Origin of the sequence: Sphingobacterium detergens (assembly GCF_003610355.1) — a bacterium.
Classification (GTDB): Bacteria; Bacteroidota; Bacteroidia; order Sphingobacteriales; family Sphingobacteriaceae; genus Sphingobacterium; species Sphingobacterium detergens.
In genome coordinates this window covers 395,026-414,343 of record NZ_RAPY01000001.1, presented here as the reverse complement: position 1 = coordinate 414,343, position 19,318 = coordinate 395,026, and the positions used below count along the sequence as shown (strand labels likewise).

Below are 19,318 nucleotides of genomic sequence, written 5' to 3'. Positions count from 1 at the left end.
AGACCGCAGACAACCAACCGGACTACACACAATATTAGTACCGGACTATTTACTTTCTTAATCAACTGAACTAGTTTTGCGGCATAAAACCTATGAACTGCCCTATCGTGATTTTGCAAAAAAGTAAAATACGATAACGGCGCAAATCAACAACAGGTAACAAGGATATATCGAATCTCTTTGCTGACTACAAGTTTATAATTAAATAGGATAATTAAAAGAAATCATGTTGAATAAAAAAATAGCGTTAACAAAGCTCGCCATTATCTTGACTGTAGGTGCCTCCTATGCACAAATAAGAGATACGACAGCATTGAATGAAGTCATTATTAATCAGAACAGGCTCCAGATCCCCTTTTCAAAGCAAAGCAAAAATATACAGATACTGACACAGGAAGACATCCAACGGCTCCCCAATCGTTCGATAAACGAACTGCTAACTAATATCCCCGGTGTAGATGTACGCCAAAGAGGACCATTTGGTTCACAGGCTGATGTAAGTATAGATGGTGGCTCATTTGAACAAACTGCTATCCTATTAAATGGTGTTAAAATTACAGATCCACAGACTGCGCACCACAATATGAACCTCCCTGTACCTGTAGAATCTATTGAGCGTATCGAAATTATCAGAGGCCCAGCTTCCCGTATCTTCGGCATCAATGCGCTAACAGGTGCGATCAATATCGTTACAAAAAAAATCGAATCCAATCAGATCAGTACTCAGGTATATGGCGGATCGTCATTTAAAGACAATGAACAGGCGAGCTCTGGTAAATATTACGGCAAGGGAGCCCAATTAGGCGCGCAGTTCAACAGCGGACGCACCAGTCACGGCTTATATTTTGGTCACGAAGATTCCAACGGTCAGCGTTATAATACAGCCTCCAATAATAACAAATTGTATTACGACGGAACTTATCAGCCCAATGAATCCCATCAAATAAAAGCAAACTTTGGCTATATAGACAATCAGTTTGGGGCCAATGGATATTATGCTGCCCCAACGGACAAAGAAGCTTATGAACAAGTTAAAACAGCATTCGCATCCCTGCAGTCGAAACATCAATTGAGCAAGGACCTTTCTATCAGTCCCCGACTCAGTAACCGATATAATGAAGATGAATATTGGTATTTGGGAAGGCAAACCAGCAAAGGTAGATCAAAACATTACAGCAATGTTTTTGGGGCTGAAGTAAATGCCGCATTAGAGCAGCATTACGGAACTTTTGGTTTGGGACTAGAGAGCCGATTCGAGCGAATCAATAGTACTGCTATCGGCTCCCATAACCGCGAAAACTACGGCGGTTATCTGGAATTCAAAACTGAAGCGATTGCCAAACTAATGGTCAATGCGGGAGCCTACGTAAATTATAATTCAAAATTTGGCTGGCAGGTATTCCCGGGCCTCGACTTAGGCTATGCTATTACAGAACATTGGAAATTTGTTCTGAGTGCAGGATCTGCCCAGCGTATTCCATCATTTACAGACCTCTATACCAATCAGACGGCTAATATTGGAAATCCAGATCTAACATCAGAGAATGCCTACCAGATTGAGGGGGGTATCAAATATCTATCCAACCGTATCGTTGCTCAGGCGAGCTATTTTCACCGAAATATAAATGATTTTATAGACTGGCAAAAAACCGAGGGCGCTGTGGCTGAGGGAACCGTTGTTCCATGGAAACCCTCCAATATTGGAAAAAATACTGTTGATGGAGTCAATGGATCTTTTCGTTATCAGCTCAATGATCCAATGGCCACCACACGATATTACACGACAATAAGTTATAACTATCTAAACCCAACGATCAAAGTTGAAGATGGCATCCGCTCTAAGTATGCCATTGAAAATTTAAGACATCAGGTTATTCTCAATTTTACGGTGAATCATAAAAACTGGATGCTGACAACAGCTAATCGTTTCAACGAACGTATCAGTTACAAAAATTATTTTATTGCAGATGTAAGAGCTTCCTATCAGATTATCGACCTCAATATTTTTGCTGATATTCAGAACATTTTTGATAAGAGCTATATTGAAGCGGCGGCTGTACCGATGCCAGGAAGGTGGTTTAGTCTAGGTGCAAAATATAAATTCAGTTACTAAAAACTTCAAATCATCTCAAAGAGATACCCCTGTGTAAAAATGCATGTTGTCTCCTACAGATAAAATACCCCATAACTGATGATCAATATGGGGTATTAAACGTTTATTGAATCTTTGGCATTCAACCACTCAGCCCTTTCAATGATTATACCAACCTTAGGCTAATTACACTATTTTCTCGGAAGTACCGATAAAATCCCGCCAATCAAGTGTTTTTGGAATGCAGGTTCATCATAAGATTCTTCTGTATGCCCCAATCCTGTATAAAAAACCTTTCCTCCATCATAATTTTGGCTCCAGGAAATCGGATGATGATCCCCCATTTTTCCGCCATTATAACTCTTCTCATCCAAATTCATCAACACATGTAGGCCTTCTTTAACATCTTTAAAATTGTACCATTCATCCTTATGCCACCATACGGGATCAAGATGTTTGGTAGCGATATGTTTTCTATCGACAACATCTATTTTAGCATTCTGTACAGCAGGATGTGATGCAAAATAAGCCCCAACCAAACCATTATACCATGGCCAGTCAAATTCGGTATCCGTTGCTGCATGGATCCCCGCAAAACCTTTGCCTGATTGAATATAACGGACAAACGCATCTTGTTGTGTCTCATCCAAAATATTACCTGTAGTACTTAAAAAGATAATCGCATCATACTTTTTCAAACCTTGGTCCGTAAACAACCCTGCATCTTCGGAATGATCAGAGGTGATCTTTTCCTTGTCCAACAATTGTTTCAGCACTTGAGCACCTTTTTCGATACTACTGTGTCTAAACCCTTGGGTTTTACTAAAAATCAGTACTCTTTTTTGTGCAATGGCGGTCACGGTCACCGCAAAAAAGAAAAACAGAAAAATGAAGAATTTATTCATGATATAGTTGGTTATGATTAAAATTTAGTTTAGGTTTTTTTATGAGCTAAGGTCATAATTTTCGGCAGTTCATTTAAACCTTAGATCATAATAGAAAAAGCTGTATACTCTCCCCGTACACAGCTTTTTCCAAATTTTATTGTGCGATTAGTTCCCGGTAAAAATCAAGACTTTCAATAATATCATCTTCAGAAACGAAAATATCATACTGACAGCTACCTATTTTATCAAGGAGCGCAAAGCCGATCTGATTAGATAGATTTTTCTTATCATTTCGCATCAGATCCAAAAGCGTTGTATCGATAGCCGGACTGAACGTATAATCTTCAAAGTATCTTCTGAAAGTAGCAATGAGATCATTGAATTCATCCAATGAAAGTCCATTCAGTTTATGAGAAAGGTACCCTTCACAGATCATTCCAACAGCAATTGCTTCCCCATGTAATAAAGGATTGCGATCGTTCAACAGCGAATACCCCTCAATAGCATGACCTATGGTATGTCCAAAATTTAGGATTTTACGAAGTCCTTTTTCTTTGGGATCTTCTAGGACTACTTGATTCTTTATGGAAACAGAATGTTTAACCAGTTCATTATCTACCTGTGTTATATCCAGTATTTTAATACGTTCGTAATACGCATGATCAAAGATCAGTCCGTGTTTAATGACTTCAGCAAATCCGGAGATCAATTGCCTTCTATCCAATGTTTTTAAAAATTGGCTTGAGATAAATACAGCCTGCGGTTGTGTAAACGTTCCGATTATATTTTTCACACTTCCCATATCTATTCCGGTCTTTCCACCGACAGAAGCATCTACTTGCGAAAGTAAGGTTGTCGGAATTTGAATAAAGTCCATCCCCCGCTTAAACGTGGACGCCGCAAAACCACCCATATCAGTGACGACACCACCACCGAGATTGATCAGCAACGAGTGCCGGTCAGCTCCAAAATCAAGCATATTCTGCCACACTCCGATGCAGAAATCTATATTTTTATTCTCTTCCCCTGGATCTACCTCTATGACGTCATAGTTGGATAAATTAGGTAAAGCTTGCTGAAACAATGGTAAACAATTGTCTAAGGTATTGGTATCTACCAAAACTATAATTTTTGAATAATTCCGTTCCGCTAAAAACGTCTCCAAAGAGGCCAACGTATCATCAAAATATACTTGATAGCCCAAACTTTCTATGACTTCCATTCTACGATTCTTTAAGGTTTAAGTTTTCTATTTACCAATATTGTTTAATATTACACCAATTTTACTTCCATCCCATCAAATTCAACAACATCACCAGGCTTCAATTTCAGTCTTTTCCGATAATCAACCTGACCATTATACTTCACGTACCCTTCAGCGACAACCCATTGAGCCATAGCACCATGCTCCACCCAATTTAAAGCTTTAAGTAACTGAATAAGCTGTATATATTCCCCTTCGATTTTAAATTCTTGCATTTCACAAAAATAGTGGTTTAACCGAGGAATACAAGAATAATCATCGTTTTAATGCTTACTAAATTACTACATTTGCCTTATTGCAAATAAAGATTATGATTGAGAATTCTGAGCCCAGAACATTGTCCTTTGATAATACAGAGATCGCTTTTAAAAGTAAAAGTGATAAGGATTTAGAAAGAGCGTATTGGTTATTCAAAATAATAGCGAATAACTTTTTAACGAAAGTAGGTCCATCAATGACCAACTTTGCGCTGAACATTGGATTGCCGATCCAGGGTATAATCCGTAGTACAATCTTCAAGCATTTTTGTGGAGGAGAAACCATTGAAGGCTGCGAAACCGCCATCAATGAATTGGGTGAAAATGGTGTTGGAACCATATTAGACTATTCAGTTGAAGGCGAAGAGACCGAAAGTGCTTTTGATGCCTGTTGCGAAGAAGTACTACGTACGGTATCCGCTGCCAGCAAAAACAAGTATATTCCTTTTTCAGTTTTTAAACCAACAGGATTAGGACGTTTTGAATTGTTCGAGAAGGTTAATGCCAAAGAAACATTAACAGAATCTGAGCAAGCAGAATACCAACGCATGTTGGATCGCACAGACCGTATCTGTAAAGCTTGTCATGAAGCGGGTGTAAAGGTATTGGTTGATGCTGAACATTCCTGGATTCAGGACGCTATTGATGACATTGCGCGTGAGATGATGGAAAAATACAATATGGAAAAACCTATTGTTTATAATACCTATCAACTTTACCGTAGTGACAAATTAGCTTCTTTAAAAGCTGATTTTGAATATGCTAAGGTCAGAGGCTTTCACATGGGAGCAAAAATTGTACGAGGTGCCTATATGGAAATCGAACGTGCACGTGCTACACAAATGGGCTATGCTGATCCAATCCAACCGAATAAAGCTGCATCTGATACAGATTACAACGAAGCTATTGAGTTCATATTGGACCACTTGGACAATTTCGGCCTGATGGCTGGTACACACAATGAAGACAGCAGTATGTTATTGGCAGAGGAAATAGACAGACGTGGTATCGACAGATCAACAGATCGGATCTACTTTGCTCAACTATTGGGAATGTCAGACAATTTGAGCTTTAATTTGGCTGCCCACGGCTATAACGTTGCTAAATATATGCCTTATGGACCGGTTAAAGCTGTGATGCCTTACCTCTTCAGAAGAGCACAAGAAAATACCTCCGTTGCCGGAGCCACTGGTCGGGAGCTTGGGCTGTTGATCAAGGAAAAACAAAGAAGAAAAGCTAGTCGTCGATAACGACTAGCTTTTTCTTTTTCAGCGTGTATCCACCTATTAGATTTCTACGATCCAATACCCCATCTTTGTCTCCAATATCAGCAGCGACTACCTCAGGAATGCCCTCTTCCACTCTACTTTCCTTATCTATTATAAATAGCGATAATGTTTCATAAAAACAGTGTTCCTATTTCAGCTTCTCGACATTGGCATAAGCTAATTACAAATTGATTCCAAATTATTGAAACAATTATTTATGTTTGCAAACTTTTCCCTTAAAATAAAGTTCATAGGAAAATGATGTTCCCCCGGAACAAACAGTATATATATTTGAAATGGAAGAAAAACTTAGATTATTTGATCTTGCACGTCATCAGGTCAGCAAATATCCCGATCTTAACATGTTTGCTCACAAACTGGATGGCAAGTGGAATTATATCAAAACGGCTGATTTTCTTGAAAATGTGGACAATCTGTCCAAAGGACTGATTGAACTCGGTGTCAAGCCCAACGAAAAGGTTGGTCTTATCGCTGGCAGTAGTATGGAATGGCACATGATAGATTTTGCTATTCAGCAAATTGGCGCAGTGGTGGTAGCCATTTATCCCAATATTACCGACGCTGATTACCAATATATTTTTAATGATGCTGAAATCAGAGTCTGTATCGTCAGTAATAAGAGTCTATATGACCGCTTGATGAACTTAACGGAGTCCATCTATACATTAAAATATATCTTCTGCATTTCGGAACAGGAATCTACCCGAAGCTGGAATGAGCTCAATGATCTAGGGGTCAACTGTCCAGAAGATAAACTGATTCAGTTACGTGATCAGATCAAACCTGAAGATCTGGCTACATTAATTTATACTTCTGGCACAACTGGTAAGCCAAAAGGTGTTATGCTGTCCCATAATAATATTTTTTCCAATGTACTTGGAGCGGCAGAAATCACACCCTGCAAGGCTTATGATCGAGGACTAACTTTTCTCCCTCCTTGTCATGCTTATGAGCGAATGGTACTCTATACCTACATGTATCTGGGCTTTACCATACATATTGCAGAGTCTTTTGATAAAATTGGCGATAACCTAAAAGAGGTAAAACCACATATCATGACCGTGGTTCCCCGCATCCTCGAGAAGGTTTATGAGAAAATCATGAAAACTGGTCATGAGCTTACCGGATTCAAAAGAAAAGTATTTGATTGGGCCGTTAATATCGCTGAAGAATATGATCCTAACCCTATCAAGAGAAATTTTGCCTATAATATGAAGCTTAAACTTGCCAAACAGCTTGTACTCAATAAATGGTACGAAGCCTTGGGTGGTGAGCTGTTAACTGTTGCTTCTGGTTCGGCCTCGCTACATAACAGACTAACGCGAGCTTTTTTGGCCGCTGGAATTCCATTATATGAAGGATATGGTATGACTGAGGCATCACCTTTGATCTCGGTTAACCATTACATTAAAGGAATACGTATAGGTACCGTTGGGCTCCCCGTTCGGTTCGTAGAAGTCAAACTAGCTGAGGATGGTGAAATTTTGGTCAAAGGGCCTAATGTGATGATGGGCTATTACAAAAATAAAGCCGAGACTGACAAAACGATTATTGATGGCTGGTTGCATACAGGCGATATTGGTAAATGGGAAGATGAGAAATTCCTAAAAATTATAGATCGCAAGAAAGAAATGTTCAAGATTTCAGGTGGCAAGTACGTTATCCCGCAACCTATAGAGACCAAACTTGTGGAATCTAAATTTATTGAACAAGCCATGGTGATTGGTGATGGGATGAAATTTGCTTCTGCATTTATTGTACCCAATTATTCCCACCTATTGGATTGGGCTAAAAATGATGCTCCAGAACTTGCAGATATGACCAAAGAGGACTTCTTGACTAATCCCGCAATTATCAAAAAGGTAAATCAGGAAGTACGTCACGCCAATCAGCACTTTGGCAACTGGGAACAAATCAAAAAGCCTATTATTTTAAGGGATGAATTCACGATTGAAAATGGAGAACTGACACCGACATTGAAAATGAAGCGTAAAGTTATTCTCGAACATCATCAGGAAGAATTTAATAATCTATATCAAATGGAGATCGATTAACCGAAATCACTCCTATTTTAATGTATCTTCGCACTTATTTATAAAAAGTATCACATGAAATTATTAAAGGATAGAATCCTTAATGACGGCAAAAGCCTCGCTGGAGGCATACTTAAAGTAGATAACTTTATCAACCATCAGATGGATCCTGTATTGATGAAGTCTATTGCAGTAGAATTTGTACGGCGTTTCGCAGATCTACCCATCAACAAGATCATAACAATTGAAGCGAGTGGCATTGCACCCGCGATTATGCTGGGCTACCTATTAGAACTGCCTGTTGTTTTTGTTAAAAAGGCAAAACCTAAGACTATGGGTGACATGTATGTTAGTGAAGTACATTCTTTTACCAAAAATCGAACCTACGATATCTGTGTGAGTAAGGAGTTTCTCTCCGCAGATGACAAAGTGCTTTTTATCGATGACTTTCTTGCCAATGGAAATGCAGCGTTTGGTATGCTGGATCTCATCCAACAGTCTGGTGCCGCATTATTGGGTATGGGCTTTATTATCGAAAAATCCTTTCAGGAAGGTGGTAAAAGATTACGGGAATTATCCGATATCCGAATAGAATCTTTAGCACGTATAAAATCTTTGGAAGTAGATAAAGTCAGCTTCGAAGAAGATTAACAACACAAACAAAAGCCTCATTCTTTACAGAAATGAGGCTTTTTAAGTTTAAACAACAAGATAAATTATATTTTTAATCCCAACGATAGTCATTGTAAAAATCTTCTGGATGTCTACTGATCGGCACATCCTTCACCACACGTATGTTGGCAGCCCCTAAGTTAACGTTTAACATGAAAGAAGGTACATTAGCCGAAAAACTCCAACGTCCGTTTCTCATATAAACATATCCATTGCGATAAGGATCATAAAATGTTTTGTAGTCCCTAAAATAAACGTGATGTCTATTATCATATCGATGTGCTCTCGCCCAAGCTGGCGGACCATGCCTATATTCCTTACGATAATACTTGGCTACTTTTTTATGATATTTCCGATCTTCCTTATCTCTTTTTTCCCAGTATTTCCGTTCTTCCTTATCCCTTTTTTCCTCGTATTTCCGATGCTCTTTCTCATGCTTCCATTCGCGGTCATTTCCACGATGCTGAGCTGACGATTCTTTTGGAGTTATTAATGCAAGTCCTCCTATTGCTAGTGCGAAGTATATTATCTTTCTCATAACCAGACAATTTAAATTTATAAATCAAGTACGATACCGCCTACCTTTTTCACCTTTTTATAAGCGTTTCTATTGGTATGACATGCGTGTCTAAACAAAGGTTTAATTCCCCATCGAAAATTTAATTTGCTGGGATATTTAAGCACTTTCATTCCAGCCAATTTAACGTATCTTTGCAGCATGTCCAATACAGGTTATATTACTGAAGATACAATTGTCGCATTGGCGACATCGTCTGGTGCCAATGGTGCGATTGCTGTAATTCGCGTTTCAGGTCAACAGGCCATTAAAATCACCAACGATATTTTCAAGGGTAAAGATCTGCTCCAACAAGCCTCCCATACCATTCATTTTGGAACCATTCGCGATGGTGAAGAAATTATAGATGAAGTGCTCGTATCCCTTTTTGTAGCTCCAAACTCTTACACAAAAGAAAATTCTGTAGAAATCTCTACACACAATTCCAAATATATTATTGAGCGTATTATTAATTTGCTCATCAAAAAGGGAGCTCGGGCCGCCCGTGCTGGTGAATTTACGCTTCGCGCTTTCCTCAACGGTGGAATGGATCTTTCACAGGCCGAAGCTGTAGCCGATTTAATTGCCTCCAATTCGGCTGCATCCCATCAAATTGCCATGCAGCAGATGCGGGGCGGATTTTCCAATCAACTTAAATCCCTCCGTGAAGACCTGATCCACTTTGCATCCCTTATTGAATTAGAATTGGATTTTTCAGAGGAAGATGTAGAATTTGCGAATAGAGATCAGCTCAAAAATCTAATCAATAAAATAAAAGTAATTGTTCAAAAACTGGTTCAGTCTTTTGAACAAGGAAATGTGTTAAAAAATGGTGTTCCTGTAGTCATTGCGGGGAAACCAAATGTAGGTAAATCAACCCTATTGAATGCTTTCTTAAACGAGGAACGTGCCATTGTTTCGGACATCGCCGGGACTACACGTGATACCATTGAAGATGAAATTAATATCCATGGTGTAACCTTCCGGTTTATAGATACCGCTGGTATTCGCGAGACTGCAGATATCATTGAAGCGAAGGGAGTTGAGCGTACACGCGAAAAAATGAAACAGGCGAGGTTGATTATCTATCTTTTTGATCCAATGCAGGATAAAATAGATGAAGTTCAATCACAGTTGCTAGAAATTGAAAATCTTCAAATTCCATTTTTGACCATCATCAATAAATCTGATTTATTATCTGATAAACAAAAAGCAGAATATGAACCTCTTAATCCGCTTTATATTTCAGCAAAAGAGCAGATAGGTGTAGAAGAGTTGAAGGAGGAACTGATCAACAGAGTACAGCTGGGAAATTTAAATACAGACGATGTCATGGTAACTAACATCCGACATGTAGAAGCCCTGCAAAAGACATCCGATTCTCTGGAGCGTGTATTATTCGGTATTGATAATCCGGTTACTTCGGATTTCCTAGCGATGGATATCCGTCAGGCCCTATATCACCTTGGAGAGATTACAGGCAGTGTGTCTACAGATGATTTACTCGATAATATCTTTTCCAAATTCTGTATCGGAAAGTAAATACATTATAATAACCTCTACCAGCCCAAACTAGGCATTGAATGTTTCCTTTTACTTACAAGAAGAGGAAACATTCACGACTTCTTTGACTTTTATTTCCACAGAAAGAAGATATTCATAAAACACATCGCATATTTCTTGAATGCTATTGAGGTAGCAAAAATAATGATAGCTGCTTAAGGCCGGAATCAATTATTGAACAAGACTGGACAAATAGCAATTAAAAAATGGTCTACATGGTTTCGGAGCTCATTGTCATATTTCCAAGTATTATCCTTTACGGTTTAACCAATGGAAAAGCGATTTCCATCCCCTCAACACTTGTCTATGACGAGGCAATTATTTACCTTAGAAGACAGAAAATAGACTTAACTCAGTTATTATATTGGAGCACTTGAATAAAGGAACAGAGCGCCCTAGAAAGGGTATTCTATTAAAATCATTTTGGGCATGTTTAATATTTATGGCACTCTATGTCATTGGTTTTTATACAATACCCCTACCTGGTAATAACGAATTAAACTATATTATATTTTCCCCCATTGCATTTGTTCTTAGCTGGGTGTTCTTCTATGTCTTTATCCTCCTGAAAGGTGGGAGTCAACTAAAGTACTTTCTACTCGGATGTTTGCTGCTCGCTTGCTTTTTCATCTATGTAAATGGAATTTTTAATGTGGATATTCGGTTGGAGAATGCATTTAATTTCTCAAAGCTGCCAAAAGAGTATGAAAAATATGTGGATATCAACAACTCAAAAAACACATTTGGCACACATGAAATAGACCTGTTTATAGCAAGTGACGATCCTGTCTATCAATTGTTGACCCAAAACAATGAATTAATTATACACAGTACAACAAATCCACAACATACAAATGATCCTTTTCCAACCATCCATGATTTTTGCAAGCTTGACAAAAATGGCAATCAGATAGATCACTATTCTTTTCGGCAGGATAGCGATGATGATAAAGAAGTTTTATTTGAGGGTTATCTGATCAATATTTCTAAAAACTATTTTCGGAACTGGCCGCTACGCGGTGATACTATAAGAAAGACGATCGAGATATTCAATGAAGACTTAAAATGGTCAAGAGATCAGCAGCGTCAGAAATTAACTGAAATAGAAAAGGAAGCGACCTATGTTATGTCAACCCCCGTTTATCATTCTGATCGTAATAACGAATACGCTGGCTCTTATTATAAGATAACCTATTTATTAAACGATAAATGGTATACATTTTATGAGAACTTTTCAGATGAGGAATATTTCCCCTACAAGATAAAGCCAAAAGGTAATGTCGTTAATGATCTTTTTGGTCAATGGGGAGAAGATCAACTTGAACCGTCCGATAATGCTCCCCCTCCAAATATCAGATCTGTATATTATCAAAAAGTACAACGTATGCGCGATCGACATGATGCTAAAACTGGAGAATATGACCGTGGGGATGTCTGGCAGGGATATTTATTTTCACAGCTGATTGTAGACAATGATACACTAAAATTTAAAGATAAGTTATATTTGGATGAAGAATGGCATTGGTCAAAAATTGAAATAAACAATAAGAATATTGGAGCGCTTTCTTTTGAAAATACCGAACAATTTAAGGTATACAGTTTCTACTCAAATCCAGCTTTAGGCTTTCAACTCTTCACCAATCAACGCAACAGGTTATACCTGATAAAGAAGATCAAATAGTGATATGAGCTCACTGTATTATTTATCCAATTCGCTAATCGCCTGTTTTACATATTCATCATTGAGATCCTCCCCTGTAATCCGATCTCCCCAGGACAAATAGCCATCTTTATCTTTGGCAAAACAACCGGACACCGTGCTTTTTACTTTAAAGGTCTTATAGTCTACATGATCCAAAATACCTTGGCGATTCTCATAGATATGCCTTTTATCTTTTGCATAACAATCACCAAGTGCTACAAAAGTTGCATGATCAGCTTCTTCAAAAGTAGAAAAGCTTCCGCCATAAGCCATTGCATAATAGCGATAAATATGTTTTTTATCTTTATAAAATGCACTGTTTAGCTTTTGAAAAGTACTAGTATCAATAATCGCATGCAATGGTTCCTCTGTATTAAAACCCATTCTTGTAAGATAACTATCAACAAAAGTAATACCCTCATTTCCAACAGGGATCATTTCCTTCAATCCGATATCTCCTTTTTTATTAATCCATAGATCCTCTTTCAGAAGTCTCCATTCTAAGCTCCTATTTGCGCTATCAAGAGCTTGTGCAAGCATTTTGTCCCGCTGTCTATCCTTCTCATTAGGGCACCCAATATCCTGTATTCCAGCAAAGGACAATAGCCCACCAAGTTTCTGTAGTTCCTTTTCTTTAATAATATTCCTATCTATCTGATAGATTCCCATGCGGTATCGGTATAGATTATCCTCACCGCAGCTGTTGGAATATGGTATCGGCTTCAAAAATGAAATCAGGCAAAAAATACATGCCAATAGTATCACCACCACAAATATAAATTTCAATAATTTCATATGAGGAAGTCTTTTATCAAGAATAGGGCTTCCGGCGTATCAATATCACGAAAACGATCAATATCAATTGCACTACAATTATCAAAAGAGCTAATATTTGTGTTTGAAAAGCCCGCCCCGAAATCTGCCTTTCATTAGTACGCTTCAGATCTATTTGATTTTTAATAATTTGCTTTTCGCAGGAATCGATATCGCTCCGTTGATCCACCCGCCACTTTTGCTCACTTGCAAACTGATCATTTTTATTGGACGGAATATCCAAAGAGCTCACCAGACCAAGGATGAGCCAACCACAGATTAGAATAGTCATAACGGCCAAAATAATAACAACACTTTTCTTTATCATAACACCATACCTCCCATGATTTCGATCTATACTACCATTGCTTTCATTTTCCATAATCATTAAGATAATAGAATAAATATTTTCGGTTAAACTGTCTATCCAAAAGAAAAATGCTATAGATAGCCCGCATGTTAATTTTTTTAATACGTATAGCTTTCTTCATCACTAAATATGATTGAATATACATTGCTAGCAATTTCCGCTAATTGTTATTGACTATTTTATAAGCGGTTTCCATAGCCCCATTCAACGAACCGTTTTCAAATAGATATTTTTCCTTTTTCATCTTAAATGTATTAGTTTTGACAGGCATCTCTTCCTTTGCAGTATCCGTTATTTCCTCCGTCAATTTTCCTTCTACCACATCATAATAGAGCGATTGCGAAGAACCAGCGCCAACATTATAAGTCTCTACATAAGTCAACACCAGATCATCCCCAAAATATTTATAATGTCCCCAAATATTACCCTGGACACCAGCAAGCCCATAGAAATTAAGATGAAGTTCACCATTTACAACACTAATGTCCTCTGTTCCATATATTTTTGATCCATCCTTATTAAATTCAACTGGCATGAGGAGATTTGAAATTTTGTCCAAACGATAAGATTTGTCCTTATTCTGAAGTAGTACCAAGATTGATCTGATCGCCATTTTATTTGTTTTATCTCTTCGCACCATCACGATATCAGACAGACCATCAGCATTTAAATCTCCTACTGTTTCATATTGAATCTCAAAAACAGTAGGATCGACAATAAAGTCCAAAACCTTTTCCCCTGTTGAGGGGAATGTAAATGCTGGATCTTCGTCTGATTCAACATAGTCGGGGTTAATTAACCGCAGATTCTTAGGTTTCGTAATTTCTACAAACTTTTCTTTCTCCAAGTCAATACGCCATATCCTCCTGACCTGCGTAATGATTTCGGCATCATTATTATAAAACTCAACAAAATAATCTCCTTCTATATCATTTTCTATTGCCAATTGGAAATTCCCAAAGCAGATCGCCGGATAGTTGGCCACCACATCCAGTTCATCCACAATCAAAAACACAGATTTACCGTTCGCATCATGACGTAGAAATCGTTCAATTACAAATTTGCTCTGTCCGTGTTGGCAATGATCAATGACAGCGGAATACTGCGCAAGTGCATACTTATCTTTCGATGCTTTTCTGGACAACATTACTCCAAAGCATTCATGCATCTTTGACAGGTCAATATCGTTAGTTGTTTTACCAATAAAAGAGCGAATTGGAATAGCAGCCGTTTTTATGGTATCTACCTGTATGACATCCCTCTCTATCGCAGGAGTTACCTTTTCTTTGACATGATCTTGTGCTTTATAACGACAAGATTGCAAGAAGGTACCAACTGCTAAGGTCAATATGAAGGATCTTTTCATAACACTTATTTTTTACTGAGGTTTTTAGCTCGATCCTGATTCTTAGCTATCAAATTCCGCCAAAGGAATAAGAGATATAATATAGTAGAAAGCCCGACGATAATCATGGTTGACAGATCAAACAAAACCTGACCAAAGACCTTACTATCACCAAAACATTGCACCGAATCACCCCAAATATCAGTTCCCATTGCACCTTCGGTATCGCAACCGACACAAGCAAGGTATTCAGGTACAATAAGGCCAAGGTAAAACAGAATAACCAGAATATAGATCCCTCCAAGAATAACTTGGACCACTTTGAGTATGTTGATTCCTACATTATTCTTTATTGCTCTTGCTCCCATAGCTTTTCAATATCTTGAGGTGTCAATCTCCGTTTAAAAGTCAATGTTTTTCTTTCAAATGGAATTGCAATTACACGTTTAAAATATTGACCGCCACTATAAAAGTAGTTGGCCTTTCCCGCTAAAACCTCTACGGTAATAATCTCATCATTTAGGATAACAAGCTTCAATTTGACAGTCTTGCTTTTCGCACCGAATCCATTATTGCGATGTCTAAGTTTCAAACGATAATCTGCTTGTATTCCAAAACTGGCTGCAGGTGTTTGTGTATGCTCTCCAATCTGATAGCAGATCGTATCATTTGATACAATAAGTGTTCTTCTGATGGTTTTCTTTTCAAAGTTTAGCAAATTCTCTCTTCCCTTTCCAAGGGTATCAGGCGAAGTAATATCAGTAAATTCGTATACACCACTCTTTAAAGAAGCTTGGGCAAACGCTGCATTCGTTTCCATTATCACAAAAATCAATATGCAAAATATCCACTTCATACCAGATTAGTTTTCCAGCAATATACAGTTGATTTTTGTAGTGTATAAGGTTATTTTATAATTCGTTAGCAGATATTTATTATTCGCTATGGCCTCATCATTATCCGTATAATCTCATTCTGGCAAATTTCTTCTAAAGACCAAACTGATCAACCAACAAAAAAATGATCCCATACATAGATAAATAAGTGTTTTGATTAAAAAGAAAGGCCATGAAATAATTGCTAGCCCAAACTGATCGTCAATTGGAGCCGTATCGGAGTAACTAACCATGGTATCCCAAAAAGAAAACAAAACACCTGCTATTCCGCCAATAATAATAAAAATAAGTCTCATTCAAGGACGCTTAAAAAATCATCTTTTCTTTGAAATAGATCGAATCTGTTTAATTGAAAGATAGATGAGGATAATAGAAAAACCTATAAAAACAACAGTCTGAAAAGCAAATCGTATAGGTCTGGTAGTCCACTTGATCATTGTATACCCACCACCTGTTCTGCTAAACCTCAACTTATATTCGCCCATTCCTAGTCCGTCAATAGCCATACTGGCAGTCATGCCCGCTAGCGCCAGCAGAAATATTATCATACCTATCTGCAGTACATAATATGCTATGGTAAAAAGCTTTGCAATCAAATTTCCCCAAAAGCTCCTTTCTGGTAAAAGCGTAAGAGCAAAATACAATAACATCAAAATGATGCCAGCAACTAAGCCGACAATTCCAATGCACAGTATGACCACAAATATTTCTGTTATACCCACTATCTGTTATGCTTTAGTGATTTCTATCCTATTATCCGAAATAGCACAAATTACTGTTCCAATCCATTAACTTTCAAAGAAAGATCTTTAACAAGAAAGGCCTCAATCCCCCTGAATAATAAATGAACAACTGCCGAATCAAAGATATCAAGTTATTTTCGGTCAACACGAAACGAATCTTAAGTCAATCTCGGCGAATCGTAATTGTTTGTAATGACAACAGGAGCCATTCGTACATTCAAAAAATATTGCAAGAGAGATATTCCAAACTTACACCATATTATCCTGCAACATAATACTAGCTTATACGACATACAACTAACGGAGTAGACATACAACGTTGATAGAAATATAAAAAATGCGAATTCAACGAAACCTCCACATGATCATGCCCAACCATTCGAAAGCAAGATGTATTTTGATCACATTCATAGCCCTGCTACTGTCTGTATCGGCAACCAAGATCATGGCACAACAGGTTCAGAGAAATGACTTCATATTATCTGGAAAAATAGCGACTACGGAAATTACCTCACTGGAAATTAACCTATTCAATGCAGAGGCTAAGCTGATCAAGACTGAATTTCCCAATCAGCAAGGTGAGTTTCGATTTGATGCCCTCAGCAAAGGAGCTTATTACTTCAAAATTCGTCGTGGTCAATCAGACCTCTACAATTCGGAGGTCATTCAAGTGACGGACCATGACATAGCTCTACCTGAAATTCGGATAATCGAACAACGACTGGAGACCGTCGTCATCAACAAATCACGTCCTTTTATTGAACGACATGACGGTAAAATGATCTTAAATGTAGAAAGTAGCCTTCAAAATACGGGTGGATCTGCGTTAGAAATACTGGGAAAAGCACCTGGTGTTACAATAGATGGGAATGACAACGTTATTTTACGGGGGAAAAATAATATTTTAATACAGATTGATGGGAAAAACTCACCACTTACCGGCGATGAGCTAGCCAATTACCTCCGCGGACTCCCTGCATCTGCGATTGACAAAATTGAACTCATTACCAACCCTTCCGCAAAATATGACGCTGCTGGAACTGCCATTATTAATATAAAACTAAAAAAAGGAACAAATAAGGGAACCAACGGAAGCTTTTCTACAGCGTTAGGTGCAGGTAGATACGTTAAAAATAACAACAGTTTTAATATCAACCATCGTAATAATAAGTTCAACCTCTTTGCCAATTATAATTTTGCTTATCGCGAAGCATTTAACGAGCTCATGATCGATCGAAAGTTTTACACGGAAGGCAATTTAGAGAAAACGTACCTACAGGACAATTTCTTTAAGTTCAATACCCGTAACCATAACGGTAAAATCGGCCTCGATTACAATCTAACTGAAAAAAACCTACTGGGTGCATCTGTCAGCTTCACAAGTAATGTCTTTAAACCACGTGGGGATAGCAAAACGGCCATCCTAGGTCCCAACGATCAGCCACTCAGTCATACCGCCACCTTAAGTCAAACGGCCAATACCTTGAAAAATATCTCTGCTAATCTCAATCATAAATACAGTATGGATACACTGGGGTCCGAACTTAGCACGGATATAGATTTCATTCGCTATGTCAATACATCGAACCAAGGTTTTGATACCAAAACCAACAACAACGAAGGTGAACCTATAGGTATACCCTATATCTTGAGAGGAAAAACTGATGGCGGTTTGAACATCTATGCACTAAAAAGCGACTGGATTAAAATATTCCCTAAAAACCTCAAACTGGAAGCCGGCTTTAAAACGAGTTACGTTAAATCAGATAACGATATTGAATTTTATGATCATAGTACATCGCCGGCTGTACGGGACACCAATAAATCGAATCATTACATATACCAGGAGCACATCTATGCAGCCTACGGTAATGTATCCAAAAAATGGAATAAGCTGAAAACCGTATTAGGTCTACGTATTGAAAAAACCGATGTGACAGGAATACAGCTAACCACTGCACAAATTAATAAAAGGCAATACACTCAGTTATTTCCAAGTGCCGTTTTTTCCTATGAGTTCACAACAGATCATAATCTCGAAGTCAATCTCAGCCGTCGCATCAACCGTCCCAATTATCAACAGCTCAACCCCTTTAAATATTATATTAATGCGACAACATATCGTGTTGGCAACCCCGATCTAAATGCACAAACATCGCAAAACTATGAACTCACCTATAGTTTCAAAAGTAGATATATAGCCACCCTGAGTTATAGCAAAATAAGCAACAATATCACGACTGTCATAAAACCCGTAATCGAAAATGGAGAGAACATCACCGTTCAGACAGAAGAAAACCTGAAATCAGCATCCTATTACTCCCTCAATCTCATTCTACCGATCAAGCCAACCAATTGGTGGGATATAAACAATAGTGCAAACTTCTATTACGGTTCATATACAGGAAACGTCTCAGGGACACAGATCAATAATATTGGCAATTTTACCCTCGACATGAATAGCATCCATACGCTTAAATTGGGTAAAAATTTCGTCGCCGAATTAGCAGCCAATTATAAAGCTACCGAAGTATATGCCTTCGTCCGTATTGACCCTTATTGGTATCTCAATATCGGGTTGCAAAAGAAATTTAAGGACAAAACTACCTTGAAGCTCGCCGTAAGTGATCTATTCAACAGCAATACGATAAAGGGAGTGACTGTCTACAATGATTACAAAGAAAATTTTAAGAGCAGAAGAGAGCCCCGCGTTGTGATGCTGTCCTATAGCTATAATTTTGGATCCACCAAAACAGGACAGTCTCGAAAAACAGGTGCCGCCGACGATCTCAAACGAAGGGCCGAATAGCTTTACTCAAGAGTTTGGATTCACAAA

18 protein-coding genes are annotated in these 19,318 nt (G+C 38.0%); 7 read left to right on the top strand and 11 right to left on the bottom strand.

Features of this window, described 5'->3' with window-relative positions:
• Window positions 1–226: 226 nt before the first annotated feature.
• Complete coding sequence (locus tag DFQ12_RS01740; RefSeq protein ID WP_120257309.1) at window positions 227–2,113, top strand: TonB-dependent receptor plug domain-containing protein; 1,887 nt, start codon at window positions 227–229, stop codon at window positions 2,111–2,113.
• Between the two features lie 170 nt (window positions 2,114–2,283).
• Here the strand turns inward: DFQ12_RS01740 and DFQ12_RS01735 are convergent, their stop codons facing one another.
• The 3 genes from DFQ12_RS01735 to DFQ12_RS01725 form a co-directional block, all read right to left on the bottom strand.
• The gene (locus DFQ12_RS01735) at window positions 2,284–2,997 is read right to left on the bottom strand and encodes a ThuA domain-containing protein (protein ID WP_120257308.1); all 714 of its coding nucleotides are present in this window, start codon (window positions 2,995–2,997) and stop codon (window positions 2,284–2,286) included.
• A 136-nt stretch (window positions 2,998–3,133) separates the two neighbouring features.
• Window positions 3,134–4,201 (bottom strand): 3-dehydroquinate synthase, encoded by a 1,068-nt coding sequence (gene aroB, locus DFQ12_RS01730; protein ID WP_120257307.1) that lies wholly within the window; start codon window positions 4,199–4,201, stop codon window positions 3,134–3,136.
• 50 nt (window positions 4,202–4,251) lie between these two features.
• Complete coding sequence (locus DFQ12_RS01725; protein ID WP_120257306.1) at window positions 4,252–4,458, bottom strand: RNA-binding S4 domain-containing protein; 207 nt, start codon at window positions 4,456–4,458, stop codon at window positions 4,252–4,254.
• Window positions 4,459–4,553: 95 nt separating this feature from the next.
• Between DFQ12_RS01725 and DFQ12_RS01720 the strand changes: the two genes are divergently transcribed.
• Complete coding sequence (locus DFQ12_RS01720) at window positions 4,554–5,750, top strand: proline dehydrogenase family protein (protein WP_120257305.1); 1,197 nt, start codon at window positions 4,554–4,556, stop codon at window positions 5,748–5,750.
• On the opposite strand, the gene DFQ12_RS28450 is transcribed toward DFQ12_RS01720, so the two are convergent.
• A complete protein-coding gene (locus DFQ12_RS28450; RefSeq protein WP_279634383.1) occupies window positions 5,737–5,862 on the bottom strand; it encodes a hypothetical protein in 126 nt (41 codons plus the stop codon). The two genes, DFQ12_RS01720 and DFQ12_RS28450, sit on opposite strands and share 14 nt — an antisense overlap.
• Window positions 5,863–6,064: 202 nt before the next feature.
• On the opposite strand from DFQ12_RS28450, the gene DFQ12_RS01715 reads away from it, so the two are divergent.
• Together DFQ12_RS01715 and xpt are read left to right on the top strand one after the other, a co-directional pair.
• Entirely contained in the window at window positions 6,065–7,843 is a 1,779-nt protein-coding gene (locus DFQ12_RS01715) for an AMP-dependent synthetase/ligase (protein ID WP_120257304.1), read from the top strand.
• Between the two features lie 54 nt (window positions 7,844–7,897).
• Window positions 7,898–8,473: a xanthine phosphoribosyltransferase gene (xpt, locus tag DFQ12_RS01710; RefSeq protein ID WP_120257303.1), complete on the top strand. Its 576-nt coding sequence runs from the start codon at window positions 7,898–7,900 to the stop codon at window positions 8,471–8,473.
• A gap of 73 nt (window positions 8,474–8,546) precedes the next feature.
• Here xpt and DFQ12_RS01705 read toward each other — a convergent pair whose 3' ends face one another.
• Window positions 8,547–9,032 (bottom strand): hypothetical protein, encoded by a 486-nt coding sequence (locus DFQ12_RS01705; RefSeq protein WP_120257302.1) that lies wholly within the window; start codon window positions 9,030–9,032, stop codon window positions 8,547–8,549.
• 180 nt (window positions 9,033–9,212) lie between these two features.
• On the opposite strand from DFQ12_RS01705, the gene mnmE reads away from it, so the two are divergent.
• Together mnmE and DFQ12_RS01695 are read left to right on the top strand one after the other, a co-directional pair.
• Complete coding sequence (mnmE, locus tag DFQ12_RS01700) at window positions 9,213–10,592, top strand: tRNA uridine-5-carboxymethylaminomethyl(34) synthesis GTPase MnmE (RefSeq protein WP_120257301.1); 1,380 nt, start codon at window positions 9,213–9,215, stop codon at window positions 10,590–10,592.
• Between the two features lie 394 nt (window positions 10,593–10,986).
• Window positions 10,987–12,294, top strand: a complete 1,308-nt coding sequence (locus DFQ12_RS01695) for a G protein-coupled receptor family protein (protein ID WP_147420309.1) — start codon at window positions 10,987–10,989, stop codon at window positions 12,292–12,294.
• Window positions 12,295–12,312: 18 nt separating this feature from the next.
• On the opposite strand, the gene DFQ12_RS01690 is transcribed toward DFQ12_RS01695, so the two are convergent.
• The 6 genes from DFQ12_RS01690 to DFQ12_RS01660 all read right to left on the bottom strand — a co-directional run bounded on the left by DFQ12_RS01690 (window position 12,313) and on the right by DFQ12_RS01660 (window position 16,287).
• A complete protein-coding gene (locus DFQ12_RS01690; protein WP_120257299.1) occupies window positions 12,313–13,110 on the bottom strand; it encodes a DKNYY domain-containing protein in 798 nt (265 codons plus the stop codon).
• 16 nt (window positions 13,111–13,126) lie between these two features.
• Entirely contained in the window at window positions 13,127–13,510 is a 384-nt protein-coding gene (locus tag DFQ12_RS01685) for a hypothetical protein (protein WP_120257298.1), read from the bottom strand.
• Between the two features lie 148 nt (window positions 13,511–13,658).
• Entirely contained in the window at window positions 13,659–14,864 is a 1,206-nt protein-coding gene (locus tag DFQ12_RS01680; protein WP_120257297.1) for a hypothetical protein, read from the bottom strand.
• Window positions 14,865–14,869: 5 nt separating this feature from the next.
• Window positions 14,870–15,211, bottom strand: coding sequence for a hypothetical protein (locus DFQ12_RS01675; protein WP_120257296.1), 342 nt, complete (start codon window positions 15,209–15,211; stop codon window positions 14,870–14,872).
• On the bottom strand, window positions 15,193–15,699 hold the full coding sequence (locus tag DFQ12_RS01670; RefSeq protein ID WP_147420308.1) for a hypothetical protein: 507 nt from the start codon (window positions 15,697–15,699) through the stop codon (window positions 15,193–15,195). The genes DFQ12_RS01675 and DFQ12_RS01670 overlap by 19 nt, the downstream gene beginning before the upstream one ends.
• 354 nt (window positions 15,700–16,053) lie before the next feature.
• Window positions 16,054–16,287, bottom strand: a complete 234-nt coding sequence (locus tag DFQ12_RS01660) for a hypothetical protein (RefSeq protein WP_147420307.1) — start codon at window positions 16,285–16,287, stop codon at window positions 16,054–16,056.
• 532 nt (window positions 16,288–16,819) lie between these two features.
• On the opposite strand from DFQ12_RS01660, the gene DFQ12_RS01655 reads away from it, so the two are divergent.
• A complete protein-coding gene (locus DFQ12_RS01655; RefSeq protein WP_120257292.1) occupies window positions 16,820–19,291 on the top strand; it encodes an outer membrane beta-barrel family protein in 2,472 nt (823 codons plus the stop codon).
• The last annotated feature ends 27 nt before the right edge of the window (window positions 19,292–19,318 follow it).

What these genes read in the sequence shown, in the direction of transcription:
- DFQ12_RS01740 (WP_120257309.1), top strand. Translation starts at nt 227, where the DNA reads ATGTTGAATAAAAAAATAGCGTTAACAAAGCTCGCCATTATCTTGACT.
- DFQ12_RS01735 (WP_120257308.1), bottom strand. Translation starts at nt 2,997, where the DNA reads ATGAATAAATTCTTCATTTTTCTGTTTTTCTTTTTTGCGGTGACCGTG.
- aroB (WP_120257307.1), bottom strand. Translation starts at nt 4,201, where the DNA reads ATGGAAGTCATAGAAAGTTTGGGCTATCAAGTATATTTTGATGATACG.
- DFQ12_RS01725 (WP_120257306.1), bottom strand. Translation starts at nt 4,458, where the DNA reads ATGCAAGAATTTAAAATCGAAGGGGAATATATACAGCTTATTCAGTTA.
- DFQ12_RS01720 (WP_120257305.1), top strand. Translation starts at nt 4,554, where the DNA reads ATGATTGAGAATTCTGAGCCCAGAACATTGTCCTTTGATAATACAGAG.
- DFQ12_RS01715 (WP_120257304.1), top strand. Translation starts at nt 6,065, where the DNA reads ATGGAAGAAAAACTTAGATTATTTGATCTTGCACGTCATCAGGTCAGC.
- xpt (WP_120257303.1), top strand. Translation starts at nt 7,898, where the DNA reads ATGAAATTATTAAAGGATAGAATCCTTAATGACGGCAAAAGCCTCGCT.
- DFQ12_RS01705 (WP_120257302.1), bottom strand. Translation starts at nt 9,032, where the DNA reads ATGAGAAAGATAATATACTTCGCACTAGCAATAGGAGGACTTGCATTA.
- mnmE (WP_120257301.1), top strand. Translation starts at nt 9,213, where the DNA reads ATGTCCAATACAGGTTATATTACTGAAGATACAATTGTCGCATTGGCG.
- DFQ12_RS01690 (WP_120257299.1), bottom strand. Translation starts at nt 13,110, where the DNA reads ATGAAATTATTGAAATTTATATTTGTGGTGGTGATACTATTGGCATGT.
- DFQ12_RS01685 (WP_120257298.1), bottom strand. Translation starts at nt 13,510, where the DNA reads ATGGAAAATGAAAGCAATGGTAGTATAGATCGAAATCATGGGAGGTAT.
- DFQ12_RS01680 (WP_120257297.1), bottom strand. Translation starts at nt 14,864, where the DNA reads ATGAAAAGATCCTTCATATTGACCTTAGCAGTTGGTACCTTCTTGCAA.
- DFQ12_RS01675 (WP_120257296.1), bottom strand. Translation starts at nt 15,211, where the DNA reads ATGGGAGCAAGAGCAATAAAGAATAATGTAGGAATCAACATACTCAAA.
- DFQ12_RS01670 (WP_147420308.1), bottom strand. Translation starts at nt 15,699, where the DNA reads ATGAAGTGGATATTTTGCATATTGATTTTTGTGATAATGGAAACGAAT.
- DFQ12_RS01660 (WP_147420307.1), bottom strand. Translation starts at nt 16,287, where the DNA reads ATGATAATATTTCTGCTGGCGCTAGCGGGCATGACTGCCAGTATGGCT.
- DFQ12_RS01655 (WP_120257292.1), top strand. Translation starts at nt 16,820, where the DNA reads ATGCGAATTCAACGAAACCTCCACATGATCATGCCCAACCATTCGAAA.